This window comes from Hespellia stercorisuis DSM 15480 (assembly GCF_900142165.1).
GTDB classification, from domain to species: Bacteria; Bacillota; Clostridia; order Lachnospirales; family Lachnospiraceae; genus Hespellia; species Hespellia stercorisuis.
The window spans coordinates 1-23,513 of sequence record NZ_FQZY01000022.1 but is presented as its reverse complement, the minus strand read 5'-3'; the positions used below and the strand labels follow the sequence as shown (position 1 = coordinate 23,513).

Below are 23,513 nucleotides of genomic sequence, written 5' to 3'. Positions count from 1 at the left end.
TCTTGTTAATTTATCAGACTGCGGAGATGATTTTCCTGCAGATTCCATCCCAGGATAAGTGCGACACGTCCACCTTCCGTTCATTCTGATCTGCGGCACAGGCAATCGCCCCGGCGAGTCTCTGCTCAAACCCGGGCAGATCCTCCTTCTCCGGCTCATCCGCATTTCTCATGGCCGGGGGCTCTACAAAGATAATTCCATGCTCTTTCACATTGAGATCCAGCCATGGCTTTACCCCCGGAAGATTCGTCGCGATCACCTTCAGTCCGCAGGCGAGGGATTCCAGGATCACCAGAGGCAGCCCCTCATAAAAGGACGGAAGAATAAAGATATCATTCTTTCGTAACTCCGCCGCCAGCTCCTCCTGAGACAGCTTCCCAAGCAGATTCACGCGGCAGGGGCATTCCTTTATCAGGGCAAGGATTTCTTCGTACTCTTCCTTGTTTCCCGCACCGCCTGCCAGATTCAGAACTACCCGCTCCTTCGGATCGTCCAGATAAGTGAGTGCGCGGATCAGACTCATGACACCCTTCTTTTCCGCAATTTTTCCTGCAAAGATCAGCCGGATATCCTCGTGCGGCTCTCTCTTTTCGCACGGCAGAAATACCTCCTGATTAAAGCCGCTTCCGATCACAGTGCAGCGTGATTCTTCCACGCCGTAGATTGCGGACACCTCCAGCTGCTGGGTCTGGTGAAGCACAAAAATATGATCCAGTAGCTGAATATTTTCCCGGATCATCTCTGCCCGCATCCCGTGTTTTTTCATCTGCCTCAGATCTGTTCCGTGGCAGATTCCCCACACCAGCCTGTCCGGGAATAATTCCCGCACCAGCGCTGTGAGATAATATAAGTGGTGACACAGCAGGACATCCGGCTGAAATTCTTCCACTGCCCGCTTCAGATCTTTTGTAAAAGCATTTCGGTACTGTTCCAGCATGTTATCCGTCATCTGACTGTAGACCGTACTCTGATAGGGCATCTCATCCGACATTCCCGGAATCGGATAAGGCAGCTGCTCCGTCTGAAAAAAGACCGGAAAAAAGGAAATCCCCTCCGGGAGAATCACATGGTCAGACGCATAGACGCCGGCCAGAACAGCCTGTTCTATCCCAAGCTTGTGAAACCCCTTTACCAGTTCCGTCAGATAGACGCCGCTTCCCGTGCTGTTCGGTTTTTGCGCAGATATACTCATTATTCGCATAGTACCTCCCTGAAACCCCTACTGGTTTTCCAAAACCGGAACCAGCGATGTGTCCGCTGAAAATGTGTCTGCATTATACAGGTAAAGCACATCCGTTATCTTTTCTGATTTCATAAGCTCTTCAATGTCCTCATAATAATATCTCGGATCCACTACCACGATCTTTCGAAAGGTTTCCGTCATAAACGGAATGAAACAGTTCGCGTAGGAGTCCTTGAATATCAATAATCGCCGGTCGCTCTCCACACCGGCATTCACCTTGATCAGAGGATGGTTTCCCCCGGTGAACACTTCGTACTGGTTTTGGGTCTTCAGAGCAGCACTGTCGTAGAGAGAAGCTACCTTCTTCTGCTCTGCCACATATTCAGCGACCGTATTCTCGTCCATTTTTTCGTTAAAATAGACATTGATCTGATCGTATGTATGACCGCCGTACCCGCTTCTCGGAACCAGTGTTCCCTGAAAATTAACGGAGACGGGCGTTGACTTGTAATCCTCCGGACTGCCCCCAAGTTCCATATCATCGATGGCTGCCTGATACGCATAGTAAGCACCAAGACTTGTCCAATGATGATCCGTCTTATAGTAAAGATATTCGTCTTTATGTGCACTCAGATCATCTGCGACATCGATGAAGTTAATCCCACTCCCCTCCAGATTCTGCGCTACCGCATCCAGATAGGATTTCTGATCTCCCGCAGGCGCATTGGCCGGAAGTCGGTCTGCCAGCGTATAGGACGCCGTTGGGACGATTATCGCGTAAGTTTTCACGTCCGGATGGTCGGCTGCAAAATTCTTCATTGCACCGGTCTGCTCTGTCAGCAGCTGCTCGTCCGGATCCGCAAATGCCTGAATCAGATAGCCTCCCTTTCCACGGAAAACATCGTGGGATTCGTTGCGCCCCAGAACCGTCTGTACGCCGGACTGAAAGCCGATCCACCAGTCCCTGAACAGAAACTGGTCAGAGGCATAGGCTTCCAGATCCTTCTGGGTGTCTCCGGACAAGATGCTGTCCTTTGTGATGGCCGGCATCATTTGCAGATTCCGGTTCTCCTTCCCGGAGAACTTGCGGTCCTTCACAAGAACACACAGGATTGCGGCCGCAAACACAAGACACAGAAATGTCACCGCAAGCCCTCTATACAATTTTTTTTCGTTTATTTTCCTGTGATGTTTTCTTCCACTCATGATGTCTCCCCTAAAATCTAAAATATAAAAACGGATTATATGACTCGGTCACCAGGTACCCCACCGTCAGAACAAGGATGACCACGTACCCAGCCATTGCCAGGGTTACACCCACCCTGCCCTTCACCTCAACAAACTTCTGTTTCAGCCTCCTGCCAATCGGAAGGCTTGCCAGGATCAAAATGACAAACAGTAGAAAGTTCGTTGTCAGATAATAGACCGCCGTGCCATCGGCAATCCCTCCGCCGAAACCAAACATGGCGCCGAGATATGCAAATGCATTGCCAATAGAACTGCTGGCAAAAAACACCCACCCGATACACACAAACAGCATGCAGTACAGGTGCTGCAGAAATGCCGGCCACCGCGTCTGCCAGCGGCTCAGAACAAATTTTTCAAGCAACAGCAGCAGACCGTAATAAACGCCCCATGCGATAAACGTCCACTGCGCGCCGTGCCACAGACCGGTCAGAAGCCATACTACCAGAATATTCCGGATCTGCTTTGCGGTTCCCTCACGGTTTCCTCCCAGCGGAATATAGACATATTCTTTAAACCAGGAGCTGAGAGACATATGCCATCTCCTCCAAAATTCTGTGATACTTTTGGCGATATATGGATAGTTGAAGTTCTCGAGGAACTCAAATCCAAACATTTTCCCGAGACCGATTGCCATGTCGGAATAGCCGCTGAAATCAAAATAAATCTGAAATGTATAGGCAATGATCCCAATCCAGGCAGCCAACGCCGACAGATGCTCCGGAGCCGTGGCAGAAATATCGGTCCACACAACGCCGATATTGTTGGCCAGAAACACTTTTTTTCCCATTCCCACAATAAACCTTGCCGCGCCGTTTCCAAACTTTGTCAGTGAATATTGCCTGTCCGCCAGCTGTTTTTCTACGTCGTCATAGCGCACAATCGGACCTGCGATCAACTGTGGGAACATGGTCACGTACAGTGCAAACCGCATATAGCTTTTCTGCACGCCGACCTTCCCGCGGTACAAATCGATGATATAAGACATTGTCTGAAATGTATAAAACGAGATTCCAATCGGCAGGGGCAGTTCTTTAAACGGAATGTCAACCGGTAGAATGGCATTCAGATTAGATATCAGAAACCCTGCGTACTTGAAATATCCGAGAATGAACAAATTAAAGACAATCGCAAATATCAGGGTTCTTCCCGCTTCCCGCCTGCGGTCCTCCTTGATGTTGTGATTAATATCCAATCCCAGAAAATAATTACACATCGTAGAAAATAACATCAAGATCACATAGACCGGCTCACCCCACGCATAGAACAGGATGCTGAAAATCAGCAGGACCACATTCCTGACTGCAATGAACCTGGCAGGCACCAGATAATAACAGATCAGCGCCGCCGGCAAAAACATAAATATAAAGAAAATACTGCTAAATACCATTTATCTCTCTCACTTTCTCACGCTTTTCGAAAAAGACTGTCCCAGCGATGCGGCCTGGTCTCCCACCGCAAAGAACAGAAATCTTCCGTTCGTGCGGATGACCGCATGATTCAGAAGTTCTGTCTGGTTCGTCCCGTATCCGTTGAAATTTTTCAACTGCTCGTCGATTCTGTTCTGCACACTTGTCCGGATATCCTCCATCTGTGATTCATCTTTCGCTTTTATGATCAGAATTTCGCCGACATCCATTGTTCCCGCCGGACCGTAGAGTACAAAGCCGTCGATATCCGCAGCATTCAGGCTGTAGTAGCGTTTCAATTCCTTTGCCCCTTCTTCCCGGATGCCTGTATCTTCTTTTATCTTTGTGGAGATCACCTGATCTGCCACTTTCTCTAATGGTTTCTTATTATCCGCACTGGAACTGGTCAGCATAAAAATATATGCAAACAGCAGTACCACCATCGCGATCTTCACGCCCAGTGCTATTTTATCGTATTTCATCTTTTTGTGTTCCCCTTTATCGTCTGGTTCTATGATTCCGCTCCATAGGAAAAATCCTATAGTTCTGCCCGATCTGCAATCATCACCGCCCATGGTTCATAAAACGATGGCCCCGGATGGATTCCATCCTCCGCATAGTCTTTCACCAGCGAAGTATTGTCAATATAAGTCACTTCCTTCTCCCTGCACATCTGCTGGATCGCGTCATTGAACTCACCCGTTTTACTGAAAGGGCCCCACCCGGCGATTCCTGCTTCTGAGACCGGTGTAATGGAACAGATAAATATTTTTACATCCCGCAGTTGTTCCTGGAGGTGATCGATTCCCGCACTGTACTCCTCGATGAACCTGGTGGAATCGTCTCCTTCATTGAGACTCTTAAGATCATTGAGGCCGTAACTCATCACAACATTGGCCGGTGCAAGCGAAATGACCGCTTCTTCGTATTCTTCCAGATTTGCCACGCTATTCCCACGCGAAGCCACCACTCTGGATGCGTCAAGAACCCCATAGCCTTCCAGTCCCTCTGCCACGGAGTCCCCCATCACGATGGTGTTCTCGTACCGTGCATTCAGTTCATCGGTGTCTGTCGCCTCCAGTTCGGCCGCACTGACTTCATTCAGGCCCTGTGCCTGCACAATTCGATCCTGTGCATCCGCGACCTTCTGCTTTTCAAGCGCCTGCAACTGCTTTACGCCCTTCGCTGTATTTACTTCAGGTTTCTTATGTGTCAGGCCATAACCAATCCATATGATCAGCAATAACGCGACTATTCCAAGCGCGACAAGTGCCCGCCTTTTTAAAACCGTTTTTCTTCTGTTCCTCATAAGTAACATTTCCCCTGCTTTATCTTTTGTATCACTTTATCTTCTGTATTGCTTTACCTTCCATATATTTTCACATAAAAAGCTCCCTGAACCTGCGTCCACGGAGTTTTTCCTTCTGCAGAATGTACCCGTTCTCTGCCAAGCTATATCTCATTATATGGGCGATATTATTTCCTACACAATTAGTTTAGTATGATAAATCTATTCTGTCAATTCATTTCCGGAAATGTATGACATGGAATCAAAAAAATCATAATAATATGGGATTTTTATTGGAAAATCAGCCTGAAAAGTCTATATTACAGATTACAACGCACTTCTCCACTCTCGAATCACGTCTGTAAATTTTTGGTATTCTTCCACTACATCTTTATAGGCATCCAGTGCATCCTCAATATTGTCATCGCGCAGCTCCTCCAGCATATCGATTGCCGCATCCGCAAGTGGAAGAAACCCAAGATTGTTCACGATGCCCTTCAGGGCATGTACTGCTTTTTCCGCTTCTTCGTAATCCGCATTTTCAACCGCGGCTGTCAGACGTGTCATCGTCGGCTCGTCCGGAAATTCACGGATATATTTCGTATACATCTCCTCGTCATCCATAAAACGTGCCAGAGCATCCGCGCTCTCGGCGCCAAGCTTATCCAGTTGTATCATAATCTCATTCATCGCGCGAATCCTCCTTATATACACTTTATAATAACTTACTTTTGATGGAAAATCAATGCAGCATCCTCTGGTTTTATGCGATTTATGCGTATAAAACCAGAGGATGCTGCAGTTTCCAACGGACGTTTTATTTTCTTTTGATTTTACTTTGCGCCATAATAATCCAGAAGATATTTTTCGGCCTCCTCACACCAGATGTTGTGATTTGCCTCACAGATCTCTGCCAGCCCCTTAAACAGCGGGTTGTTCTCACCAAGTTTTCCAAAGTCTTCTATGGCAGTCAATTCCATATCGATATGCGGATAAATGATTTTCTTTCCCCCAGGAATATCCGGCTGATTTACGATGGTTTCCGGAGCTGCATTCAGTCCACCCACATGCGTGATCATATAGGATGGATTCAGGGAACCCTCCTGAGACAGCTTCAGGCATTCTTCCATATCACCAGTGGAGCCGCCGGAGGTTCCGACAATATGGGTTCTCTCGTAATGCACATTGTAAAAATTAAATGGAGCCTTCAATTTTTTATCGGTAGGTCCCGCGAAGAAGTTCAGGCATCCGTCTGTTCCCAAAAGGTCGCCTCCCTGCTCGATCAATGCCGGAACTGCCGCAAAAACAAACACTTCGTCATATCCCTCATTACCGTTCATCTGCTTTAATGTCTCTGTTGCATTCTCCATGCCGCGGGTGTTAATATAGGAGAGCTCCACCCCCTTTTTCGCTGCATTTTCCGGGGTGACCAGAAGCTCTGCACGGTCAAGTCTCTCCTGGTCAATATCCACGACAACCACTCTCTTTGATTTGTATGGTCCATTCACCGCATAATCAATGGCTCCGATTCCCATTGGTCCGGCACATCCTAAAAGTGCCACACTGCCGCCATCCTTTAATCCCATCTGATGCTCATAGATAAAGTTTTCTGTATGATATGTCGCATGGAACGCACCGATGATGCACGACATCGGTTCCGCAAGGGATGCATTGGCATAGTAGTCACTGTGATAATCCAGCACACAGCCTTTGTCAATCGCAATTTTGGGAATGATGCAGTAAGTCGCATTTCCCCCGAAATATTCATAGCTGTATCCCGCTGAATATCCGTTATCCAGATTCATTGCCGGCTGGAGGACAAACTGATTGCCTTCCTGGAACCGCTCCTTCAGTTTCGCCCCCACCTGCACGATGATTCCGGCGAACTCATGGCCCGTGATTACCGGGTGCTCCTTGATATCTTCCGGTACACGCTTGTGGTCCTCTCCCAGGATTGCCGCCTTGTAGGTCGACAGGCAGACACTGTTTGAGATTACCTTTACCAGAAGTTCCTCCTCACCAATTTCCGGCAATTCATACTCCTTTACAACGACATCTTTCTTTCCCTTTAATACAGCTGCTCTTGTCTTCATTTTTTTCCTCCCTGATTTACTTCTCTTTTATTTCGATTGCTTTTATTTCATCCAGTAACATGTCAAGATTAAAATCCCTCATAAAGTTCTTGATCGTAATGATTCTTTTTCCGGGATTTGCTTTCACCGCGCGGTCGAATAAGCTCTCATGAGTTACGATGATGTCTGCATTCTGCGGTACTTTTTCGATAGCAAAATTCTTTACTTCTTTTGTAATCCCCTCTTTTTCCAGGCGTTTACGGAACGCATTGGCTCCCATGGCACTACTGCCAAGACCTGCATCACATGCAAAAGCAATGAATGAAATCTGTGTGCGCTCCTCGTTCCCTGCGGTTCCCTCCCCGGCAGTCTTGTCTGTCATAACTGCTTTGAAAAGATCCTTTCCCTCCTGCTTCATTGCCTGGGATGCTTTCTGCTGTTCCATGAAGTCATCATCCTCTTCTTCTGTTTCCTTCCCCATCTTCAGGAATAGAGAATTAATCAGAAAGCTCACGATTGCAGCGACTGCCACGCCCGCAATCACCCCCAGGAACTTTCCTTTTGGTGTCAGTGCCAGGTACGCAAAAATGGATCCCGGACTCGGTCCCGCCACCAGACCAGCATCGAAGAACTGGAATGTGACGATCCCGGACATTGCGCCTCCGATCATTCCCAGAATCGTGATCGGTTTCATCAGTACATATGGGAAATAGATTTCATGTATTCCTCCGAGGAAGTGGATGATAATCGCCCCGGGCGCCGTCTCTTTTGCACTTTTTCTGCCAAATAATGAGAATGCCAGAAGCAGTCCGAGCCCCGGTCCCGGATTTGATGCCAGCATGAAGAACATGGATTTTCCGTGTTCCAGTGCCTCCTGCATTCCCAGCGGATAATAGATTCCCTGGTCAATGACATTGTTTAAGAACAATACCTTCGCCGGCTCGTTCAGAATTGGAAGCAGCGGAAGGTATCCGGTTCTCACAATCGTCTGCACCGCAGCAGAGATCAGATCATTCGCGCCCACAACAATTGGACGGACCATTTGATAACTTAACAAAGTGAGAATACAGCCGATAATACCAAGTGAAAAGTTGTTGACCACCATCTCGAATCCTGCAGGGATTTTCCCGTCAATAAATTTGTCGAATTTCTTGAGAATCCATGCGCTTAACGGCCCCATGATCATAGCTCCCAGAAACATGGGGATGTCTGATCCCACAATCATACCGGCGGTTGCAAGTGCTCCGATCACGCCGCCTCTGTCGCCGTGAACCAGCTTGCCTCCGGTGTGTCCAAGCAGCAAAGGCAGAACGAATTTCGAGATTGGTCCAACCAGCTCCGCAAAGTTTTTGTTTGGTATCCAGCCTGTGTCAATAAATAAGGCGGTTATAAATCCCCAGGCGATGAATGCCCCCATATTTGGGATGACCATGGCAGTCAAAAAACCGCCAAATGCTTGCAGGCTTGCTCTAATTTTCTTTTTCATAGTCATTATCCTCTCTCATTTTAATTGTAAAATCTGCGCTCTGTGAATGGCGGAGTACACGGGTCACGTTCCTGCTGTCACTCTGTTTGTAGAACTGCTCCGCCTCCTCTCTGCCGGCTCCGCCCCGCATCTTTCTCAGAATTAGACGCTCCTTTAACTGCTCCTCCCCAGCCGTGATCATGATCGAGAAATCGCATTTCTCTTTCAGGTCTCTCCAGCCTTCATCCTTAAGAAGAAGCCAGTTTCCTTCCAGCAGAATGATATTTTTTTCTACCCGCACCACATCCTCCACCACATCGTGGAGCTTTCTATCGTATACCGGCCACAGGATATTTTCGGTGAAAATGCAGTCCAGTTTCTTTTTTAATTTTTCAAGATCAAATGTCTCCGGACATCCCTTTACCGCCTTCATGGGCACCACCGCTCCGTCGACTACTGCCTCGTGTGCTGCAATATAGTCGCTGTGATAATGAAATCCGTCCAATCCTAATGCCTGAACTTCCTGCAGGTCCATTCTTCTCTTCGAGAGCACCTGAAGATATTCTGCGAGGGTGGATTTTCCTACTGCCGGAGGTGCTGCCAGAAAAACAAGGATTCTTCTCCCTTTTGCTTTTTGTATCCCATCTATTTTTCTCAAAAGCGGAACAAAGATTTCTTCTGTCGTGGATTCTCTGTACTCCGCAGCAACCTCAAACCCGTTTACCGTAAGAATCTCTTTTCGCCATCCCTTATTTTTCATCATTCAATTACCTCCAACAGCTCCCTCTCGGTTTCTGCCGCAAATAATTTTTCTATCATCTCGTCATCCATCAGGGTCTCCGCCAAACGTGAAATCATATTCAGATGCTCCTCTGGATCGACTCCTGCAAAGGAAATGATCACCTGTACACTCTCGTCTCCCGGAAACAAAACCGGCTCTTTTAATTTCAGTACAGACATTCCGTTTTTCAGTGCCCCGCATTCCGGCCGCGCATGAGGCATTGCAAATCCCGGCATAATAATGATGTATGTACCATTGTCTATCACATTCTGTATCATCGCATCGATATAGCTTTCTTCTATGCAGCCCTTTTCCAGCAACGGCTGTGCCACCTCACGGATTGCCTCTTTCCAATCTGAAATTCTATCTTTAAAACTAATTCCACATATATTGCTCATGCTCTTCTCCTCCTATTGCTCATAAATTTCATTTACATTTTTCTGCAAAAAATTATCTAACACTTTTTCAATCTGCTGCTGTACCCGCTTTTCCTCTCCTGATTTTATATCCTCCAGAAAATCATCCTCGCTGAACACTGCATTGCTGATCGCAGAAATTGCCAGTGTTTCTCTCTCGTCCTTCTTGTTGATCAGCATGACGACCATGGCCTGTGCCCCGAAAAAGTAAGGATCTTCGAATCTGTTGCCCTCCGGTAGGAGAATGATCATTTTTGAGTCAGCCACCGCATCAGTGCGACAATGAAGAAATACTATCTCGTATTCCGGAATCACCTGAGTGGATAAGGCCTCTCTTTCCCGCAGATCCTTCGCAATCTCAAGCTGGTCACTTTCCGTTCTTCCAAGGATTTCACCTATCTGGCTGATAATCGCGTCAAAGGAGCACCCTTTATCTGCACGGAAGAACCTGAAATCTGCCAGAATGGAATCCACTTCTTTTGTAATCTGTAATATGGTATGAATCACAGTTCCTCGGCTTTCTTTCGATTCCGCTACTTTTTCCCTCACTGCCAGAGACTCTACATAACGATCGATCAGTTCAAAATCATGCTTTTTCATAAACGGTTCCACCTGTATGACAGGAACCTTATCTGATTTCACATCAAAGCTGCTGACTATGAAATCAATCTCCCTCTTGCTGAGCTTGGGCAGCTCCCGAATCGTCAGTATCTTCGTGTGAATCCGGTTTCCAAAATACTGTAGCAGCCTGGATGCAATCAGGTTGGATATCCCGATGCCGCTGGCGCACATTACACCGATGTCCACCCGGCGCTTTTTTCTGTTTTTCTCCCGCAGCCGAACGATTGCGCCTCCAAAATGCATGGCCAGATATCCGGTCTCCTCCTCCGAGACTTCACAGTTCAGACATTCACCCAGTATTTTTGCCGCCTCGCCGGAGCGTTCATAGACGTCTGGATAAATGGTCTGTACCTCTTTGAGCAGTGTATTCTGAACAGGTATCCCGTGCAGCATTCTTGTGACTGCCGGACGAAGGTGCGTCATTAGTCCGTCGATAAAAACCTCATCTGTCTTCAGTTCAAAGCTTAATTCCGGCCCAAAAACATCCGTCAGATGATATACGATTTCTCTCAGGGAAATGTTTTCGCCCCTGACTTCTACATACTCATCACTGCTGCTTAGCTGTCTTTTTGCACTTTTCAGAAATATATGAAGTGCCTGCCTTTCCGCCAGTGAGCATGTAATGGAAAAGGATGTTTCCAGTCTTTCTGCGATTTCCCCTGCAATCCGGAAAATCTCATCCTCACACTGTCCTCCTGCGCACTCCTTCAGATGGTGCCCGTTCTTTATTCTGTCCACTGCGATTTCCAGAAAAACAAGCAGGCCTTTTACCGATTCCACCGTGAACTGTTCCATCAATTTTTCGGATAGATCTGCCAGACTGACCTTCAGGGTTTCCTCCAGTGTGCTATCCTGAATCTTCTCCTCCGGATATTCCTGGATATATGTCATGATCAGCCTTCGAAAATCTGCCTCCTCATACTCCATTGCAACTCCGTACCCTGTTCGTTTTACCAGGTGGATTCCCGACTTATCAAACCAGGGCTGCAGATCTTCCAGATCGTGATTGATTGTGGCTTCGCTCACCCCGAGCTGCTGTGCATAATAAAAAGTTTTCTGTACATCCTGATTCTGTATCAGCATTCCCAGCAGCTTTTTCTGCCGTTCTTTTCTGTTCCGTGGTTCGAAAGACTGCAGTTTTTCAAGACAGCTTAAAAATTCTTCTTTGTTTTCTTTTTCGCCTGATAGTATCAATCCTTTTTTTGATTGAGTATCGAGATACAGGCTGTATTTTTCCAGTTCTTTGTCCAGCCCTTTTAATTCCCTGAACAAGGTCCGCTTGCTGATCTGGAGATTCTCTGACAGTTCTTCTTTTGAGATTGTTCTGGAGCTTTTGATCAGCAGAAATAAAATCTGTACCTGTCTTGGTGTAAAATTCATAACAGCCTCCTTTCTTTTGATATATTTATGATATCGCATGAAAAACAAAAAAACAATTTATCGATAAACAGAATTGGCACTTTGCAATCGTGCCATTTTTTCAGGGCAAAAAAACACCACCCCCGGCGCGTGGCGCCGAAGATGGTACTGCCTGAATTTCACAATTCAATTTTGTATTTTGCAGAGTTCTATGCAAGCCCTTTTTCTTCCAGGAAGTTCATCAGAAGTGGTTTTTCTTCCTGAATGCGTTTTGTTCTGTATTCAAATTCCAAGATGGTAAGTCCTGTAAACACAACGATCATGCCGATCATGACCAGGACCGGTGTCAGAATACTCTCACCACCGCAGATCGTACTTCTGAACGCATCAACCGTGTAGGTAAACGGAACCCACTTGTGGATTGCAGATACAAATGCAGGTGACAGCTGAACCGGATACGTTCCGGCTGAGCCCGCAAGCTGAACGACCATAAATACCAGCATCAAAAAGCTTCCGACTTTTCCCAGCGAACTGTTAAAGAAGTACATCACTGAGGTGAACGCCATGGATGCCAGGCTGGCAAATGCGATTGTCTTCGCCATCTCCACCGGCGTAAACCCGTCGAAGATGTGGAGCAGCACGATCAGCAGTACTCCCTGCAGGATTGCCAGCGGGTAAAGAATCGATGCTTTGCTTGCCCACCATGATAATCCGGATTTTAATTTTCCACGATATTTTGTCAGAGGGTACATCAGACAGAATGCAAGGCATCCAACCCAGAGTCCGACTGACATCATGTATGGTGCCATCGCGTGTCCGTTATTTTCTACAGTAGTTATTTTGCTCTCCTTATCCGTTACCGGTGCCGCAAACATATCAATGGTACTGTCAGATGCCTTCGAGTTTTTCACCTCTTCTGTGCCATCTTTCAGACTGCCCGTCAATGTATCTGAACCGGCGGAAAGTTTTTTCAGGCCGCCGCCAAGCTCCAGTGAGCCATTGTAGAGCTGTGAGGATCCGTCCTGGATCTGACCTGCCCCGTCTGCCAGCTGGGAGGAGCCGCTGTTCAAAGCCGTATTGTTTGCGACCAGTTTTTTTGTTCCGTCATACAGCGTCGTTGTTCCGTCACCTAACTGTGCTGCGCCGTCTGCCAGGGTAACTGCCCCGTCTGCCAGTTGCTGTGTTCCATCCTTTAATTTGCTGCTGTTGCTGTCCAGTTCTGACACCCCTGCGGTATAAGCGCCCACACCTTTATCCAGTGTACCTGCTCCATCCGCCAGTTTTTTTGCACCGTCAACGGCTGAAAGGATGCCGCCCGATAACGCAGGACCGGCATTGGTAAGACTCTTTGTGCCGTCTGTAAGTGCTTTGTTGTTTGCAGTCAAAGTGTCAAATCCATCATTCAATGCTTTGACTCCAGCGGCTGCAGCCGGGAAGGACGAGGTGCTGTTCTGAAGTGTCGTCAGGCCTGCTGCGACCTGATCTGTCCCTGATTTCAGTGTGGAACCGCTCTTCAATAAAGTGGATGCGCCACCTGTGAGCAGCTGATTGTTTGCGGTCAGCGCGTCAAATCCATCATTGAGTGATTTGACTCCGGCTGCCGCTGTCGGGAAGGATGCCGTACCGGTCTGCAGTGCTGTTAGACCTGCTGCAACCTGGCCAACCCCGCCATTCACAGACTGTGCACCCGCATATAGCTGATCCACACCGGTCTTGAGTACTTCGACTCCCGCTGTCAGCTGGCCGGCTGCTCCCTGCATCTCCTGTGCTCCTGTTGCCATAGCCGTAGCTCCCCGACTCATATCTGCAGCTCCCTGTGTAAGCCCTGCAGCAATCTGATTCAGCCCTGTTGCCGTGCCCCCGAGTGCAGTCGTACTTCCTGCTATGGAGGCAGCCATATCATCTGCAATCTCCTGTTTTCGACTGTTGTAGGCATCCGCATCCACGCCATCCACACCGGAGAGGTCTGTCTGTGCCGTAGTTAATGTCGTGATCACTGCATCCAGATCAGCGGTACTGACTTCTGTCCCCTCGCTCTGCATCTGCAGGAGCTGTTCGATTGCAGTCTGTACACCCTGGTTTCCATTTGTAATCTGTGCGTTTGCTGTGTCAATTTTCTCGGCTCCGTCCGCAAGTACCTCGTCTAAAAGTGCACTGTAATTTTCAGGTACCGCTCCAATAGAAGCAGTTGTACTGTTAAGTGTGTCAGCCGCAGTGGTACAGATGCCGCTGGCCTGGGCAATCACGCCGCTGGCGTCATTCATCCCGTCCGCTGCTTCCTGCATTTTTCCGCCAGCTTCTGACATCCCGCCAATTGCCGCTTTCATTCCTCCGGTCAGCGTCAGATTGCCTTCTGCGTCTGTATCCGAAGCCATACTTCCAACCTGTTCATCCAGGCCTTTCAGTCCGGCTTCAAGCTGCTCCGCTCCGGACTTCAGGGAAGGGGCCGCGGCCGGTGTGCCGTCTACAACGGCTGTCTTTAACTGGCTGATTCCCGCGGAAACTGTTCCAAGCCCCTCCAGACCGGCGAGTTGTTTTCCTCCGGCGGCTAACTGATTCACACCGTCCACATAGCCGGTCACTCCGTTTGCCAGAGCAGTCGTCCCGCTTACGTACTGGGTTACCCCGCTTTGAAGGGATAACGCTGCCGGGTTCCCGCCCGTTGCCGGTGCCCCGTCCGCAACGGCTGTCTTTAACTGGCTGATGCCTGTGTAAACAGTTCCCAGGTTCTCCAGACCGGCAAGTTGTTTTCCTCCGGCGGCGAGTTGTCCGGCTCCGGCTACATACTTGTTTACGCCGGCCGCCAGTGTATTTGTGCCTGCAATATAAGTATCTGCACCTGTCTGGAGCGCTTTTGCACCTTTGGACAGTTCAGATGCACCGGACGCCAATTGCGTGCTCCCATTGGTCAATGCGGCTGAATTGGATTTTAATGCGGCAACTCCATCCGTATAATCCTTGACGCCTGTATTCAGGTCATTGATTCCTCCGGTCAGTGTCGGCAGTTTGGACGTCAGCGTCGACACGCCGTCATCCAGCTGGCCTGCGCCATCATTTACCTGTGCTACTCCATCTGTGTAGTCTGCAAGACCTGTTGTCAGCGTATCCGCACCATCCTTAAACGTCAGTGTGCTGTCTGCCAGTTTCTTCAGGTTCACAGAGATCGTCGCGTTTCCATCAGATGCGGTCGTCAAACCATCCTTGATCTCACCGGAGCCGTCTGCCGCTTTCTGCATTCCATCACCAACTGTTGCGATCTGATCAAACACGGTCTGCGTATAAGTTCTTGTAACTTCCTCTGTGATGCTTGATTTGATTTTTGACAGTGCCGTCTCGCTCAGCTTCGAGGCGATGTAATTTGTCCCCGGATTTGTTGCATAATCCAATTCCATTTTTTGCGGATTTTCATCCATCAGCGTCGCTGCATCTGCTGAAAAATCCTCCGGAATTGTAATGACCATATAGTAGGTACCGTTTTTCAGTCCCTGCGCAGCAGCCTCTGCATCTACAAAGTTGAAAGAAAGCGAATCATTCTCTTTGAGATTATCGATTAACTCGTCTCCTATCTGCAGTGTGCTGTCATTGTACTTCACATGCCTGTCTTCGTTGACCACTGCAACCGGCAGATTGTCCACATTCCCATACGGGTCCCACATAGACGCCAGAAACAGTCCGGCATAAATTGCGGGTATGGCTGCAATTACAATGACAACCAAGAGCAGAATCTTATTGTGAAATAAGCTCTTCCATTCTTCCTTTAACATTCTGTCACTTCCTTGTCGTATTTTGTAGGTACTAAAGTTATCAAGAAAACACTTTTACTAGACATAATGTTGATTTTCTTGATGTAATGAATTATACTAAACAGAAAAAATGGTTGCAAGCATTAATAATAGTGCTTATGTCTGATATACAACACGCATTTTATTTATGTCTATTATTAGTCATAAATGAGAGAAATTATCTTTAAACAATTATACAAGAAAAGGACGCTGTCTGGTTGCAAGGCAGCAGAAAACGAGGGATTGAAATGGCGAAATCAATGGATCGAAGAGTACGAAAAACAAGAGCGCAGCTGCGGAGCGGCCTTGCCCGGCTCATGCAGGAAAAGAGCGTCCGCGAAATCACGGTAAAGGAGCTGGTCGATGAGGTGGATATCAACCGCTCCACATTTTATCTGCATTATTCCGATATCTACCAGATGCTGGATTCCATCGAGGCGGAACTGGAGGCCGAGATCATGGCGGCCATTCAGGCGAATCCGCTGAAGCCGTTCGGGAAAGAAACGCCTCCTTTTGTGGAACAGTTTTTTATGATTCTTGAGGAAAATCAGGACATCTGCTGTGCGCTTCTCGGCCCCCACGGTGATATGACATTTGTTTCTAACATCGAGAAGATTATCGCAGAAAATTTTATGGAGAGGGATCTCTCCCTCTCCGACAAGAACATACTGGACATCGCATACGCCTCCGCCTTTTGTCTCAGCGGATGTGTGGGCTTGATCAAGACCTGGCTCAACGGTGCGCTCAAAGAGTCCCCCCTGCATATGGCTAAGCTCACGCATACCCTGATCACGCATACCACCCATGATTTTGTGATGCGTGCCGCGGTTACTGACTGATCGCACATCAGGTTCCGAATGTCCGCTTTATGTGTTTAAAAAGATTCCGGCACAGTCTCCGGCACATCCGGATTTTCTTCCTGTGCCGCCGCAGCCCGAAAAATCAGGATTCCAACCACAAATAGTACTCCGATCATTCCGACACCGACGTTCACGCTACCGGAAATCTGTGAGACAATGCTGACGACAGTTGTTCCTACAAAGGACGCCCCCTTTCCGCAAATGTCAAGGAGACCGAAGTATTCGCCCGAGCGGTCTGCCGGTATAATTCTGGTAAAGTAGGATCTCGATAATGCCTGAATCCCGCCCTGAAACATGCCGACCAGAATGGCAAGCACCCAGAACTGCCATTGCGTTCTGAGGAAAATCGCGAAGACTGCAATTCCAAGATACGCAAAAATACAGAGCGTAATCAGCTTCGTTGTCTCGAATTTCTCAGACAATCTTCCGAAGAGGATTGCAAACGGAAATGCCACGATCTGGGTTGCCAGAAGCGCCAGCAGAAGGCCGCTGCTGTCCAGCCCAAGAGAGGTTCCGTAGGCCGTTGCCATGTCGATGATCGTATATACTCCATCTATATAAAAGAAAAAGGCAAGTAAGAATAAAAAGACCTTTTTTTCCTTCCGCACATTCGAAAACAATCTTCCCAAGCGCTGAAAACTCTCCTTGACTGCATGTGGTTTCTTCTCCACATAAAATCTTTGCCTGTATTTTTTCAGAAGCGGCAGTGACATGGCAAGCCACCACACGGCGACAATCGCAAAGGCGATTCCCATTGCCATTTCCATCGAAATTCCCAGCTTACCGGAGCCAAGCACGAGCCCGAGACAGGCTATAAACGGGACACAGCTCCCGATGTATCCCCACGCAAATCCCTGCGATGAAATATTGTCCAGCCGCTCTTCGCTTGTCACATCACCGAGCATGGAATCATAGAAAATAAGGCTGGAAGAAAATCCACATTTTGCAATAATATAAATCACAAGGAATACAAGCCACTGCTTTGCCAGCCCCAGCGCCATGCATCCCGCCGCACCGACAAACAGGGTCACTGTAAAGATTGGTTTTTTAAACCCTTTCGTGTCAGCAAGTGTACCCAAAATCGGACCGATCACCGCTACAAGAATGGTTGCAATGGAGGCCGCATATCCCCAGTACGCCAGATAGTCGACAGATGAAAGCCCCGCACTTTCCGCAAGATAGTTAAAATATATCGGCATAATCGTAGATACCAGTAGGATAAAAGCTGAATTTCCGACATCATACATAATCCAGCTTTTTTCAAGACTTGTCAGTTTGAACTTCATAAATGCAATCCTCTCTTCCTTTTTCTTTGACTAATTTACTTCCAAATGTATACTGATACACATGATCCAGCTCCATTTTCCCCAAAAGATACTCTGGGTATTCCCGGATCAGGCGGGCAGCCAGATTTTTTGCGCCATCATACAGCAACAGCAGTCGCTGTGTGCTGTCACTGCATTTTTCGTTCTTCTCATAATTGACTATGAGGCCATGCATCTCTTCATAATTGCCGCTCACCTTCAATAACATGTAGATCAGCTTTCTTTTCAGCTTCGACGGTGCCAGCAGCAGATTGTTGTTGGATATCATTCCCCGCAGTGCTTTGCCCACATCCTTCGCAGTCACTCCTTCATAAAAATCTTGGATCACATCGGAAGTTTCACTGTTGATCACAATGTGGTCCGTCAGTCTGTGCCGAACCGGATCAAGCCCGTCTCTCACCATCAGCTCCCGATCAAACTCCACTTCGATTTCCCCATGGGACACGCCGCTCTGTCTGATCTTCTCGTCCACGTAACCGTGACATGTGACATCCAGCGCGAAATGACAGATAAACCCATACACATATGCCTGATACGCAGGACTGCTCTCCTTCTTCCTGATGATATCCGCCGCATGTTCGAAAAACTGATATCCCGGCTGTTCATGCATTCCAAACCCGATGCGATTGATTTTGTTGCTCTTTAATGGCTGATAATAAAACAAAATGTCCGGTCCGTGCAGACCGATATTAAATAAATCTGGATAGTTCTCGACGATCCTTTTTTCATCTCCTGTAAGCATTTGGCTGATTTCCTGCCCCATTCTGTAATGGGCGTATGTAGATGGCATATTGGTTCCTCCCGCATGTTAAATTGAAACATCTCTTCTAAAGTAACAACTGTACTTTATTTTTTTAAAATTTAGTACACGTTTTCGTAAAATCTATGTAATTTTTTTGTGCAGAAGCCTGCGTGCTCTAAGTAAAAATACTTACGGGCAATAAAGCAGTCTATACTAAAAAACACCTCGCTGACCGTGATATGATCCTGAGTCATACCGCGGTCAGCGAGGCGTTCCTGTTATGGGGAGGGGGGTCCTATTCTGTTATTTTTACATAATTGTCCCAGCAGGTTCCGCTGTTATCTGAAATACCGGAACTGTTGAACATCAGGTAAGCGTTCTCGACCTCTGAATCATCCACCACGTATCCCAAAGTAACAGTTCTTGTCTCTCCAGCAGCTATATCCAATTGATATGCTGCTTTTCCACTATAATCAGTAAAGCCTAAATACACTGGTTCGCTAAAGGATGCGCCCATTTGTCTTTGATATCCATCTTGCTCCTTTGTCAGCGTATAAACATATGGCGCGAAAAAGTAATTTGCAATATTTGTGTCAGTTGGATTGTGAAGTGTTACGGCTGCAAGCACGAATTTTCTCGCATGCTCTTCTGTTATGGTTTCAACTTTCCCAGTCTCTTCGTTCAATTGTGCAGTCGTATCTTTTCTCATCATGACGGTTCCATCATCCTGAATATTCTCCTGATACATATCCGTGGCAACTCCATTCTCCAGATCAAGAATCGGCGCATTGTCTGTCACCTGAATGGAATCTACCGTGTATGTGACCTGTGCAGCGGCTGCCTGATTCTCACCCTGCTCCGCTAAAATGTCCATCCAATTCTGGTCTTTCGCAACAACATCCTGCGTTGTCTCACCAATTGCAAAGATATTATCCTCTGTAATTACGGCTGCTGGTTCCTCTGTCATCACTCCCTCTTTTTCCTCACTCAGCGTAATTGGTTCTGCATCTTCCACGATCTCATAGGAAAGATTTTCGCCGATTTTCTTTAATTCATCCAGTGATAATCCGGAGTCCATGCCATATATGGTAAAAAGATATCCGGCTTTCTGATCAAACAGTACAATATTATATCCTGTGCTCCCATCCTCCATAAATGTGGTGAGGATCTTAGCTTCATACGTTCCAATCATTGTATCTTCTGAATTTGTCACATTTGCCATAGAAATTGTCATTTCTGTCGCTGGTTCTGCCCCTATCGTAATTCCACCAGCAGACTCTGCTCCATTTTCCGGATAGATTTTGTATTTCTCCATATAGTCTGCGTTATTCGATATAAACCCAGCTGGAATATAATTTGCAATGATGCGTACCGGCTGTCTCTCCATCACCTGATTGCCATCCTCTTCTTGAGAAACATTCAGATTATATTCTCCATTTCCAACAAGGTCCTCATGTAAAATAAAGTGTTTTACCGTCGCATACGCAGTCACTGAAATTCCAAGCACAGCTGCAATCATGATCATCAATGCAGCCCTTTTCTTTTTATTTATTTTTCGCTTTGGCTTCTGCTCCAGCATGTACAGCAGATTTTCTTCTATCTTCTGAAAGCCTTCAAACTCAGCATCCTGATTTTCTTCTAATTGACCGATTGCTATCTCTTCTCCCAAATCGCGTAAGATCCTATCCGTTTTATTCTCTTTATCCATAATATTCAGCTCCCTCCATATTCCGAATCTGCCGTTTCGCCCGTTCAAACCGTTTCATTGCAGCTGCCTCTGTTATCTCAAGCACACCTGCAATTTCCCTATAACTCAATTCATAAAAGCATCGATATAAAACAATCTCTCTGGAGCTCACATCCAGATGCTCCATGATCTGCTTGAGAAATTCTCGTTCTTCTACACCCTGTATGCCAGGAAATGTAATCGTTTTATCCGCTTTCACTTCACTATCCACCCCTTTTGCAAAGAATCCGCTTTCCCGCTGATTCTTTCGATACTTATTTATGGCTTCATTTCTGCTTGTTATGCTGATAAAGCTTTTTACCTGACATTCCGAAGCATTCTGTAATCGTTCCAGATACGGCATGACCTTGACAAATGTATCCTGCACGACATCCTCTGCCTGCCCTTTGTTCTTCAGTATGGAATACGCAATAGCGTATACTGGCTTTGCGTATGTCTCATATAGATCTATGAAAAACTCTTTTGACTTACTGTCTTGTGTATTTTTCATGCGGAAGTTTTCCTTTCGTTTTTTGAGTACTCATCTAATATAACAAATAAGAGCAGGAATGTCTGACATAAATAGAGTGGAAAGTAACTAAACATCAATTGGATAAATTTTCTCGGGATTTATTCTCGATGACATTATTTGTCATTCTTATCTTGTATAATAACCATGTCATATAGAAAAAATGGAATTTTCTATTAATTAATGCATGGGATGCTTCTCGATTTTCACTATTGATAACATCACTATCAAGTGTTATACTTGTCTCATCAAGTATTTAACTTGACAACCCAATCGATACTATCAACCTGATTTGAAAGGAGGACAATTATGACATATTTAAAAAACAACATTTTCACAACTAAACATGAAGGTCTGGTTGTCCGAATGGACATAGACAGGGTTTAAATATTCTAAAATCCACAATTGTTTAAGAATATCTATACTAATCTATTATGACAACCGCACCTGATTAAGGTGTTATTTTTATGTTCTTTTTTAAGGAAAATAGAAATTCAATAGCACCGTCATAGAAAGGAATAGATATGAAAACAATTAATGGAATCTACACCTCTGCTATTATATTTACCACCAAAAATGAAAATACAAATATTGATCAGTATGCCATCGCTCAACTGCAGGCTCTGTGCGACAATCCAGTGAATCACGGATGTAAATTCCGTATTATGCCAGATGTTCATCCTGGAAAAGTTGGGACAATCGGATTAACACAAACCATAGGAAATGCAATACTTCCAAATGTAGTAGGCATTGATATTGGATGCGGAATGACATTAGCGCAAATCAAAGGGAAAAAATGTGAATTTCAGAAACTTGATTCAATTATTAGAGAAAGTGTTCCATCTGGATTTACAGCAAGAAAAAAACTACATCGTTTTGCAGAAAACTTTGACTTGTCTTCGCTATATTGTTTCAAAAGTGTCCGTAAAGACAAGGCACTATACAGTCTCGGAACGCTTGGATCTGGCAATCATTTTATCGAAGTAGACAAAGACACTGATGGAAATACTTATATTGTAATCCATTCTGGCAGTCGTCACCTCGGCAAAGAAGTGACTGAATACTATTTAGATATGGGACAACAAGTCTTAAAAGAACACGGTATTAAAATTCCATATGAGATGACATACCTGGAAGGAACACTTATGGAACAATATCTACACGACCTTGAGATTGTTCAGAATTTTGCAACGCTTAATCGTGAAATCATTCTGGATGAACTGTGTAAAGGAATGAAATGGAAAGTTTTAGATAGTTATAGCTGCATTCATAACTACGTAGAATCATCTTCAACTTCCTACAATGGACTTCCAATTTTACGTAAAGGAGCAATTTCCGCGAAAAAAGATGAAAGAGTCATCATTCCAATCAATATGCGTGATGGTATTCTACTTGGAAAAGGGCTTGGAAATGACGAGTGGAATGCATCAGCTCCTCATGGTGCTGGCCGTATTTTAAAAAGAGAAGATGTAAAAGCTAATTACACAGTATCTGCTTACAAAAAAGAAATGAAGGGCATATACTCTTCCTGCATAGGACAAGGCACTTTAGATGAAGCTCCATTTGCATACAGAAGTATTGATGAAATTCAAGATGTAATTCAAGACACCGTTAGCATTACAAATGTGCTTAAACCACTCTACAATTTCAAATCAAGTAATGCATAACACCTTGAGTCTGAATACACACACTTATTAGATACAGCGTAAAAATTATATTTTTTGAGAAAGAAGGTAAAAAGATGGCACATTTAAAAGAAACGCCATGTAAATATTATATAGCATTTGGAGAATGCAGCAAAGGCAGAGAAGCATGCCATACCGGATACTGCCAGCATTGCAGCAAATACTATCCCCGTGCCAAAGTAAGGCACATTAATAAGAAAAAGCAATACAACGAAAAACAACGCAGTAATTATTCTGCGTAATATAATAGTCTTTTCCATTTATTGGTGAGACTCCAGGTACCAAATACCGGTATCAGAAAAGGACTATTATATGAATTTACCAATTGACGTCACACAAAGTGATTTATGCATCACAAAAGACGTCAGGGACGCAATCACTATCTGTGGAATATTGCTTGTGATTATGTCATCAACAGTTGGCTTCATGACATGAGAATCGGCGATATTCCTCCTAGTGTTTTTGAAAATACTCTTTGTATATTGCCTCTTCATCATAATCGGGGGAATATTTTTCGATTATATCAACAATACTTCGGATATACGCTTCATCCGTTTCCAATGCTTCTGCAATGGTTTTGTTATCCTGTCCTTTTTTCATTTTTTTAATTGTTAACTGAATTACTTTTTTTGCTTTGCCTCTGGCCTCACCATCACGCCGTTCCATCGCCATATGTTTTTTTTCATCATATTCTGTTAGAATCAACATCCTCACCTCATTCCAATTTTTCAAAAGGAACTCCTTTAGCACATCATGCTCAACACAGTATTTGCACGCTATTTCAACGGCCTCCTCATTTCTATTTCATTTACTTCCAGTTGCAGGGCTGCTTACTCATAGGGTAAATTAGTCGAATCGACCACCGAATGATACAGATATTTCAGAACAGAATGTTTCTCTTATAAATCCTGCAAAACTCACTTACTTATAACTTTTTGTAACTGTTCAGAACCCCCTTGGGGAACTAATTAATTTTTGTACAAAACAGAGAATTTTTAAAACCTGTTTTGCGATATTATTTCGGT

Annotated in this window: 21 protein-coding genes; 4 read left to right on the top strand and 17 right to left on the bottom strand. The window is 45.8% G+C overall.

Annotation, left to right across the window (positions count from 1 at the left end):
* Positions 1-13: 13 nt before the first annotated feature.
* From BUB85_RS08705 to BUB85_RS08650, 12 genes are all read right to left on the bottom strand, one after another.
* A complete protein-coding gene (locus BUB85_RS08705; RefSeq protein WP_073108649.1) occupies positions 14-1,201 on the bottom strand; it encodes a glycosyltransferase family 4 protein in 1,188 nt (395 codons plus the stop codon).
* A gap of 18 nt (positions 1,202-1,219) precedes the next feature.
* Positions 1,220-2,389 carry a DHHW family protein gene (locus BUB85_RS08700; RefSeq protein WP_073108646.1) on the bottom strand — a complete coding sequence of 390 codons (1,170 nt, stop codon included), beginning with the start codon at positions 2,387-2,389 and terminating at the stop codon, positions 1,220-1,222.
* Positions 2,390-2,399: 10 nt separating this feature from the next.
* Positions 2,400-3,818, bottom strand: a complete 1,419-nt coding sequence (locus BUB85_RS08695; RefSeq protein ID WP_073108641.1) for an MBOAT family O-acyltransferase — start codon at positions 3,816-3,818, stop codon at positions 2,400-2,402.
* A 9-nt stretch (positions 3,819-3,827) separates the two neighbouring features.
* Complete coding sequence (locus BUB85_RS08690; RefSeq protein ID WP_073108636.1) at positions 3,828-4,319, bottom strand: DUF4358 domain-containing protein; 492 nt, start codon at positions 4,317-4,319, stop codon at positions 3,828-3,830.
* A gap of 56 nt (positions 4,320-4,375) precedes the next feature.
* Positions 4,376-5,146 carry a GDSL-type esterase/lipase family protein gene (locus BUB85_RS08685; RefSeq protein ID WP_073108631.1) on the bottom strand — a complete coding sequence of 257 codons (771 nt, stop codon included), beginning with the start codon at positions 5,144-5,146 and terminating at the stop codon, positions 4,376-4,378.
* A gap of 306 nt (positions 5,147-5,452) precedes the next feature.
* Positions 5,453-5,815: an Hpt domain-containing protein gene (locus BUB85_RS08680; RefSeq protein WP_073108628.1), complete on the bottom strand. Its 363-nt coding sequence runs from the start codon at positions 5,813-5,815 to the stop codon at positions 5,453-5,455.
* Positions 5,816-5,958: 143 nt separating this feature from the next.
* Complete coding sequence (locus BUB85_RS08675) at positions 5,959-7,218, bottom strand: zinc-binding dehydrogenase (RefSeq protein WP_073108625.1); 1,260 nt, start codon at positions 7,216-7,218, stop codon at positions 5,959-5,961.
* Between the two features lie 16 nt (positions 7,219-7,234).
* Positions 7,235-8,683 carry a PTS mannitol transporter subunit IICB gene (locus tag BUB85_RS08670; protein WP_073108622.1) on the bottom strand — a complete coding sequence of 483 codons (1,449 nt, stop codon included), beginning with the start codon at positions 8,681-8,683 and terminating at the stop codon, positions 7,235-7,237.
* The gene (locus tag BUB85_RS08665; RefSeq protein ID WP_242945382.1) at positions 8,667-9,425 is read right to left on the bottom strand and encodes a nucleoside/nucleotide kinase family protein; all 759 of its coding nucleotides are present in this window, start codon (positions 9,423-9,425) and stop codon (positions 8,667-8,669) included. The genes BUB85_RS08670 and BUB85_RS08665 overlap by 17 nt, the downstream gene beginning before the upstream one ends.
* A complete protein-coding gene (locus BUB85_RS08660) occupies positions 9,422-9,841 on the bottom strand; it encodes a PTS sugar transporter subunit IIA (protein WP_073108618.1) in 420 nt (139 codons plus the stop codon). Before BUB85_RS08660 ends, BUB85_RS08665 begins: the two co-directional genes overlap by 4 nt.
* Before the next feature lie 12 nt (positions 9,842-9,853).
* Positions 9,854-11,860, bottom strand: a complete 2,007-nt coding sequence (locus tag BUB85_RS08655) for a BglG family transcription antiterminator (protein WP_073108614.1) — start codon at positions 11,858-11,860, stop codon at positions 9,854-9,856.
* A 188-nt stretch (positions 11,861-12,048) separates the two neighbouring features.
* Entirely contained in the window at positions 12,049-15,603 is a 3,555-nt protein-coding gene (locus BUB85_RS08650; RefSeq protein WP_073108610.1) for a YhgE/Pip domain-containing protein, read from the bottom strand.
* A 266-nt stretch (positions 15,604-15,869) separates the two neighbouring features.
* Here BUB85_RS08650 and BUB85_RS08645 point away from each other — a divergent pair, with 266 nt between their 5' ends.
* Positions 15,870-16,460 carry a TetR/AcrR family transcriptional regulator gene (locus BUB85_RS08645; protein ID WP_073108607.1) on the top strand — a complete coding sequence of 197 codons (591 nt, stop codon included), beginning with the start codon at positions 15,870-15,872 and terminating at the stop codon, positions 16,458-16,460.
* Between the two features lie 35 nt (positions 16,461-16,495).
* On the opposite strand, the gene BUB85_RS08640 is transcribed toward BUB85_RS08645, so the two are convergent.
* The 4 genes from BUB85_RS08640 to BUB85_RS08625 all read right to left on the bottom strand — a co-directional run bounded on the left by BUB85_RS08640 (position 16,496) and on the right by BUB85_RS08625 (position 20,785).
* Complete coding sequence (locus BUB85_RS08640) at positions 16,496-17,767, bottom strand: MFS transporter (RefSeq protein WP_073108603.1); 1,272 nt, start codon at positions 17,765-17,767, stop codon at positions 16,496-16,498.
* The gene (locus BUB85_RS08635) at positions 17,742-18,596 is read right to left on the bottom strand and encodes a zinc dependent phospholipase C family protein (RefSeq protein ID WP_073108600.1); all 855 of its coding nucleotides are present in this window, start codon (positions 18,594-18,596) and stop codon (positions 17,742-17,744) included. The genes BUB85_RS08640 and BUB85_RS08635 overlap by 26 nt, the downstream gene beginning before the upstream one ends.
* A gap of 247 nt (positions 18,597-18,843) precedes the next feature.
* Positions 18,844-20,256, bottom strand: coding sequence for a hypothetical protein (locus BUB85_RS08630; RefSeq protein WP_073108596.1), 1,413 nt, complete (start codon positions 20,254-20,256; stop codon positions 18,844-18,846).
* Positions 20,249-20,785: an RNA polymerase sigma factor gene (locus tag BUB85_RS08625; RefSeq protein ID WP_073108593.1), complete on the bottom strand. Its 537-nt coding sequence runs from the start codon at positions 20,783-20,785 to the stop codon at positions 20,249-20,251. The genes BUB85_RS08630 and BUB85_RS08625 overlap by 8 nt, the downstream gene beginning before the upstream one ends.
* Before the next feature lie 542 nt (positions 20,786-21,327).
* On the opposite strand from BUB85_RS08625, the gene BUB85_RS08620 reads away from it, so the two are divergent.
* The 3 genes from BUB85_RS08620 (at position 21,328) to BUB85_RS22200 (ending at position 22,923) form a co-directional block, all read left to right on the top strand.
* A complete protein-coding gene (locus BUB85_RS08620; protein WP_073108590.1) occupies positions 21,328-22,470 on the top strand; it encodes an RtcB family protein in 1,143 nt (380 codons plus the stop codon).
* A gap of 74 nt (positions 22,471-22,544) precedes the next feature.
* Positions 22,545-22,730 carry a hypothetical protein gene (locus BUB85_RS08615; RefSeq protein ID WP_073108586.1) on the top strand — a complete coding sequence of 62 codons (186 nt, stop codon included), beginning with the start codon at positions 22,545-22,547 and terminating at the stop codon, positions 22,728-22,730.
* Between the two features lie 70 nt (positions 22,731-22,800).
* Positions 22,801-22,923 (top strand): hypothetical protein, encoded by a 123-nt coding sequence (locus tag BUB85_RS22200; protein WP_278319585.1) that lies wholly within the window; start codon positions 22,801-22,803, stop codon positions 22,921-22,923.
* Positions 22,924-22,941: 18 nt separating this feature from the next.
* On the opposite strand, the gene BUB85_RS21460 is transcribed toward BUB85_RS22200, so the two are convergent.
* Entirely contained in the window at positions 22,942-23,220 is a 279-nt protein-coding gene (locus tag BUB85_RS21460; RefSeq protein WP_159434632.1) for a hypothetical protein, read from the bottom strand.
* Between the last annotated feature and the right edge of the window lie 293 nt (positions 23,221-23,513).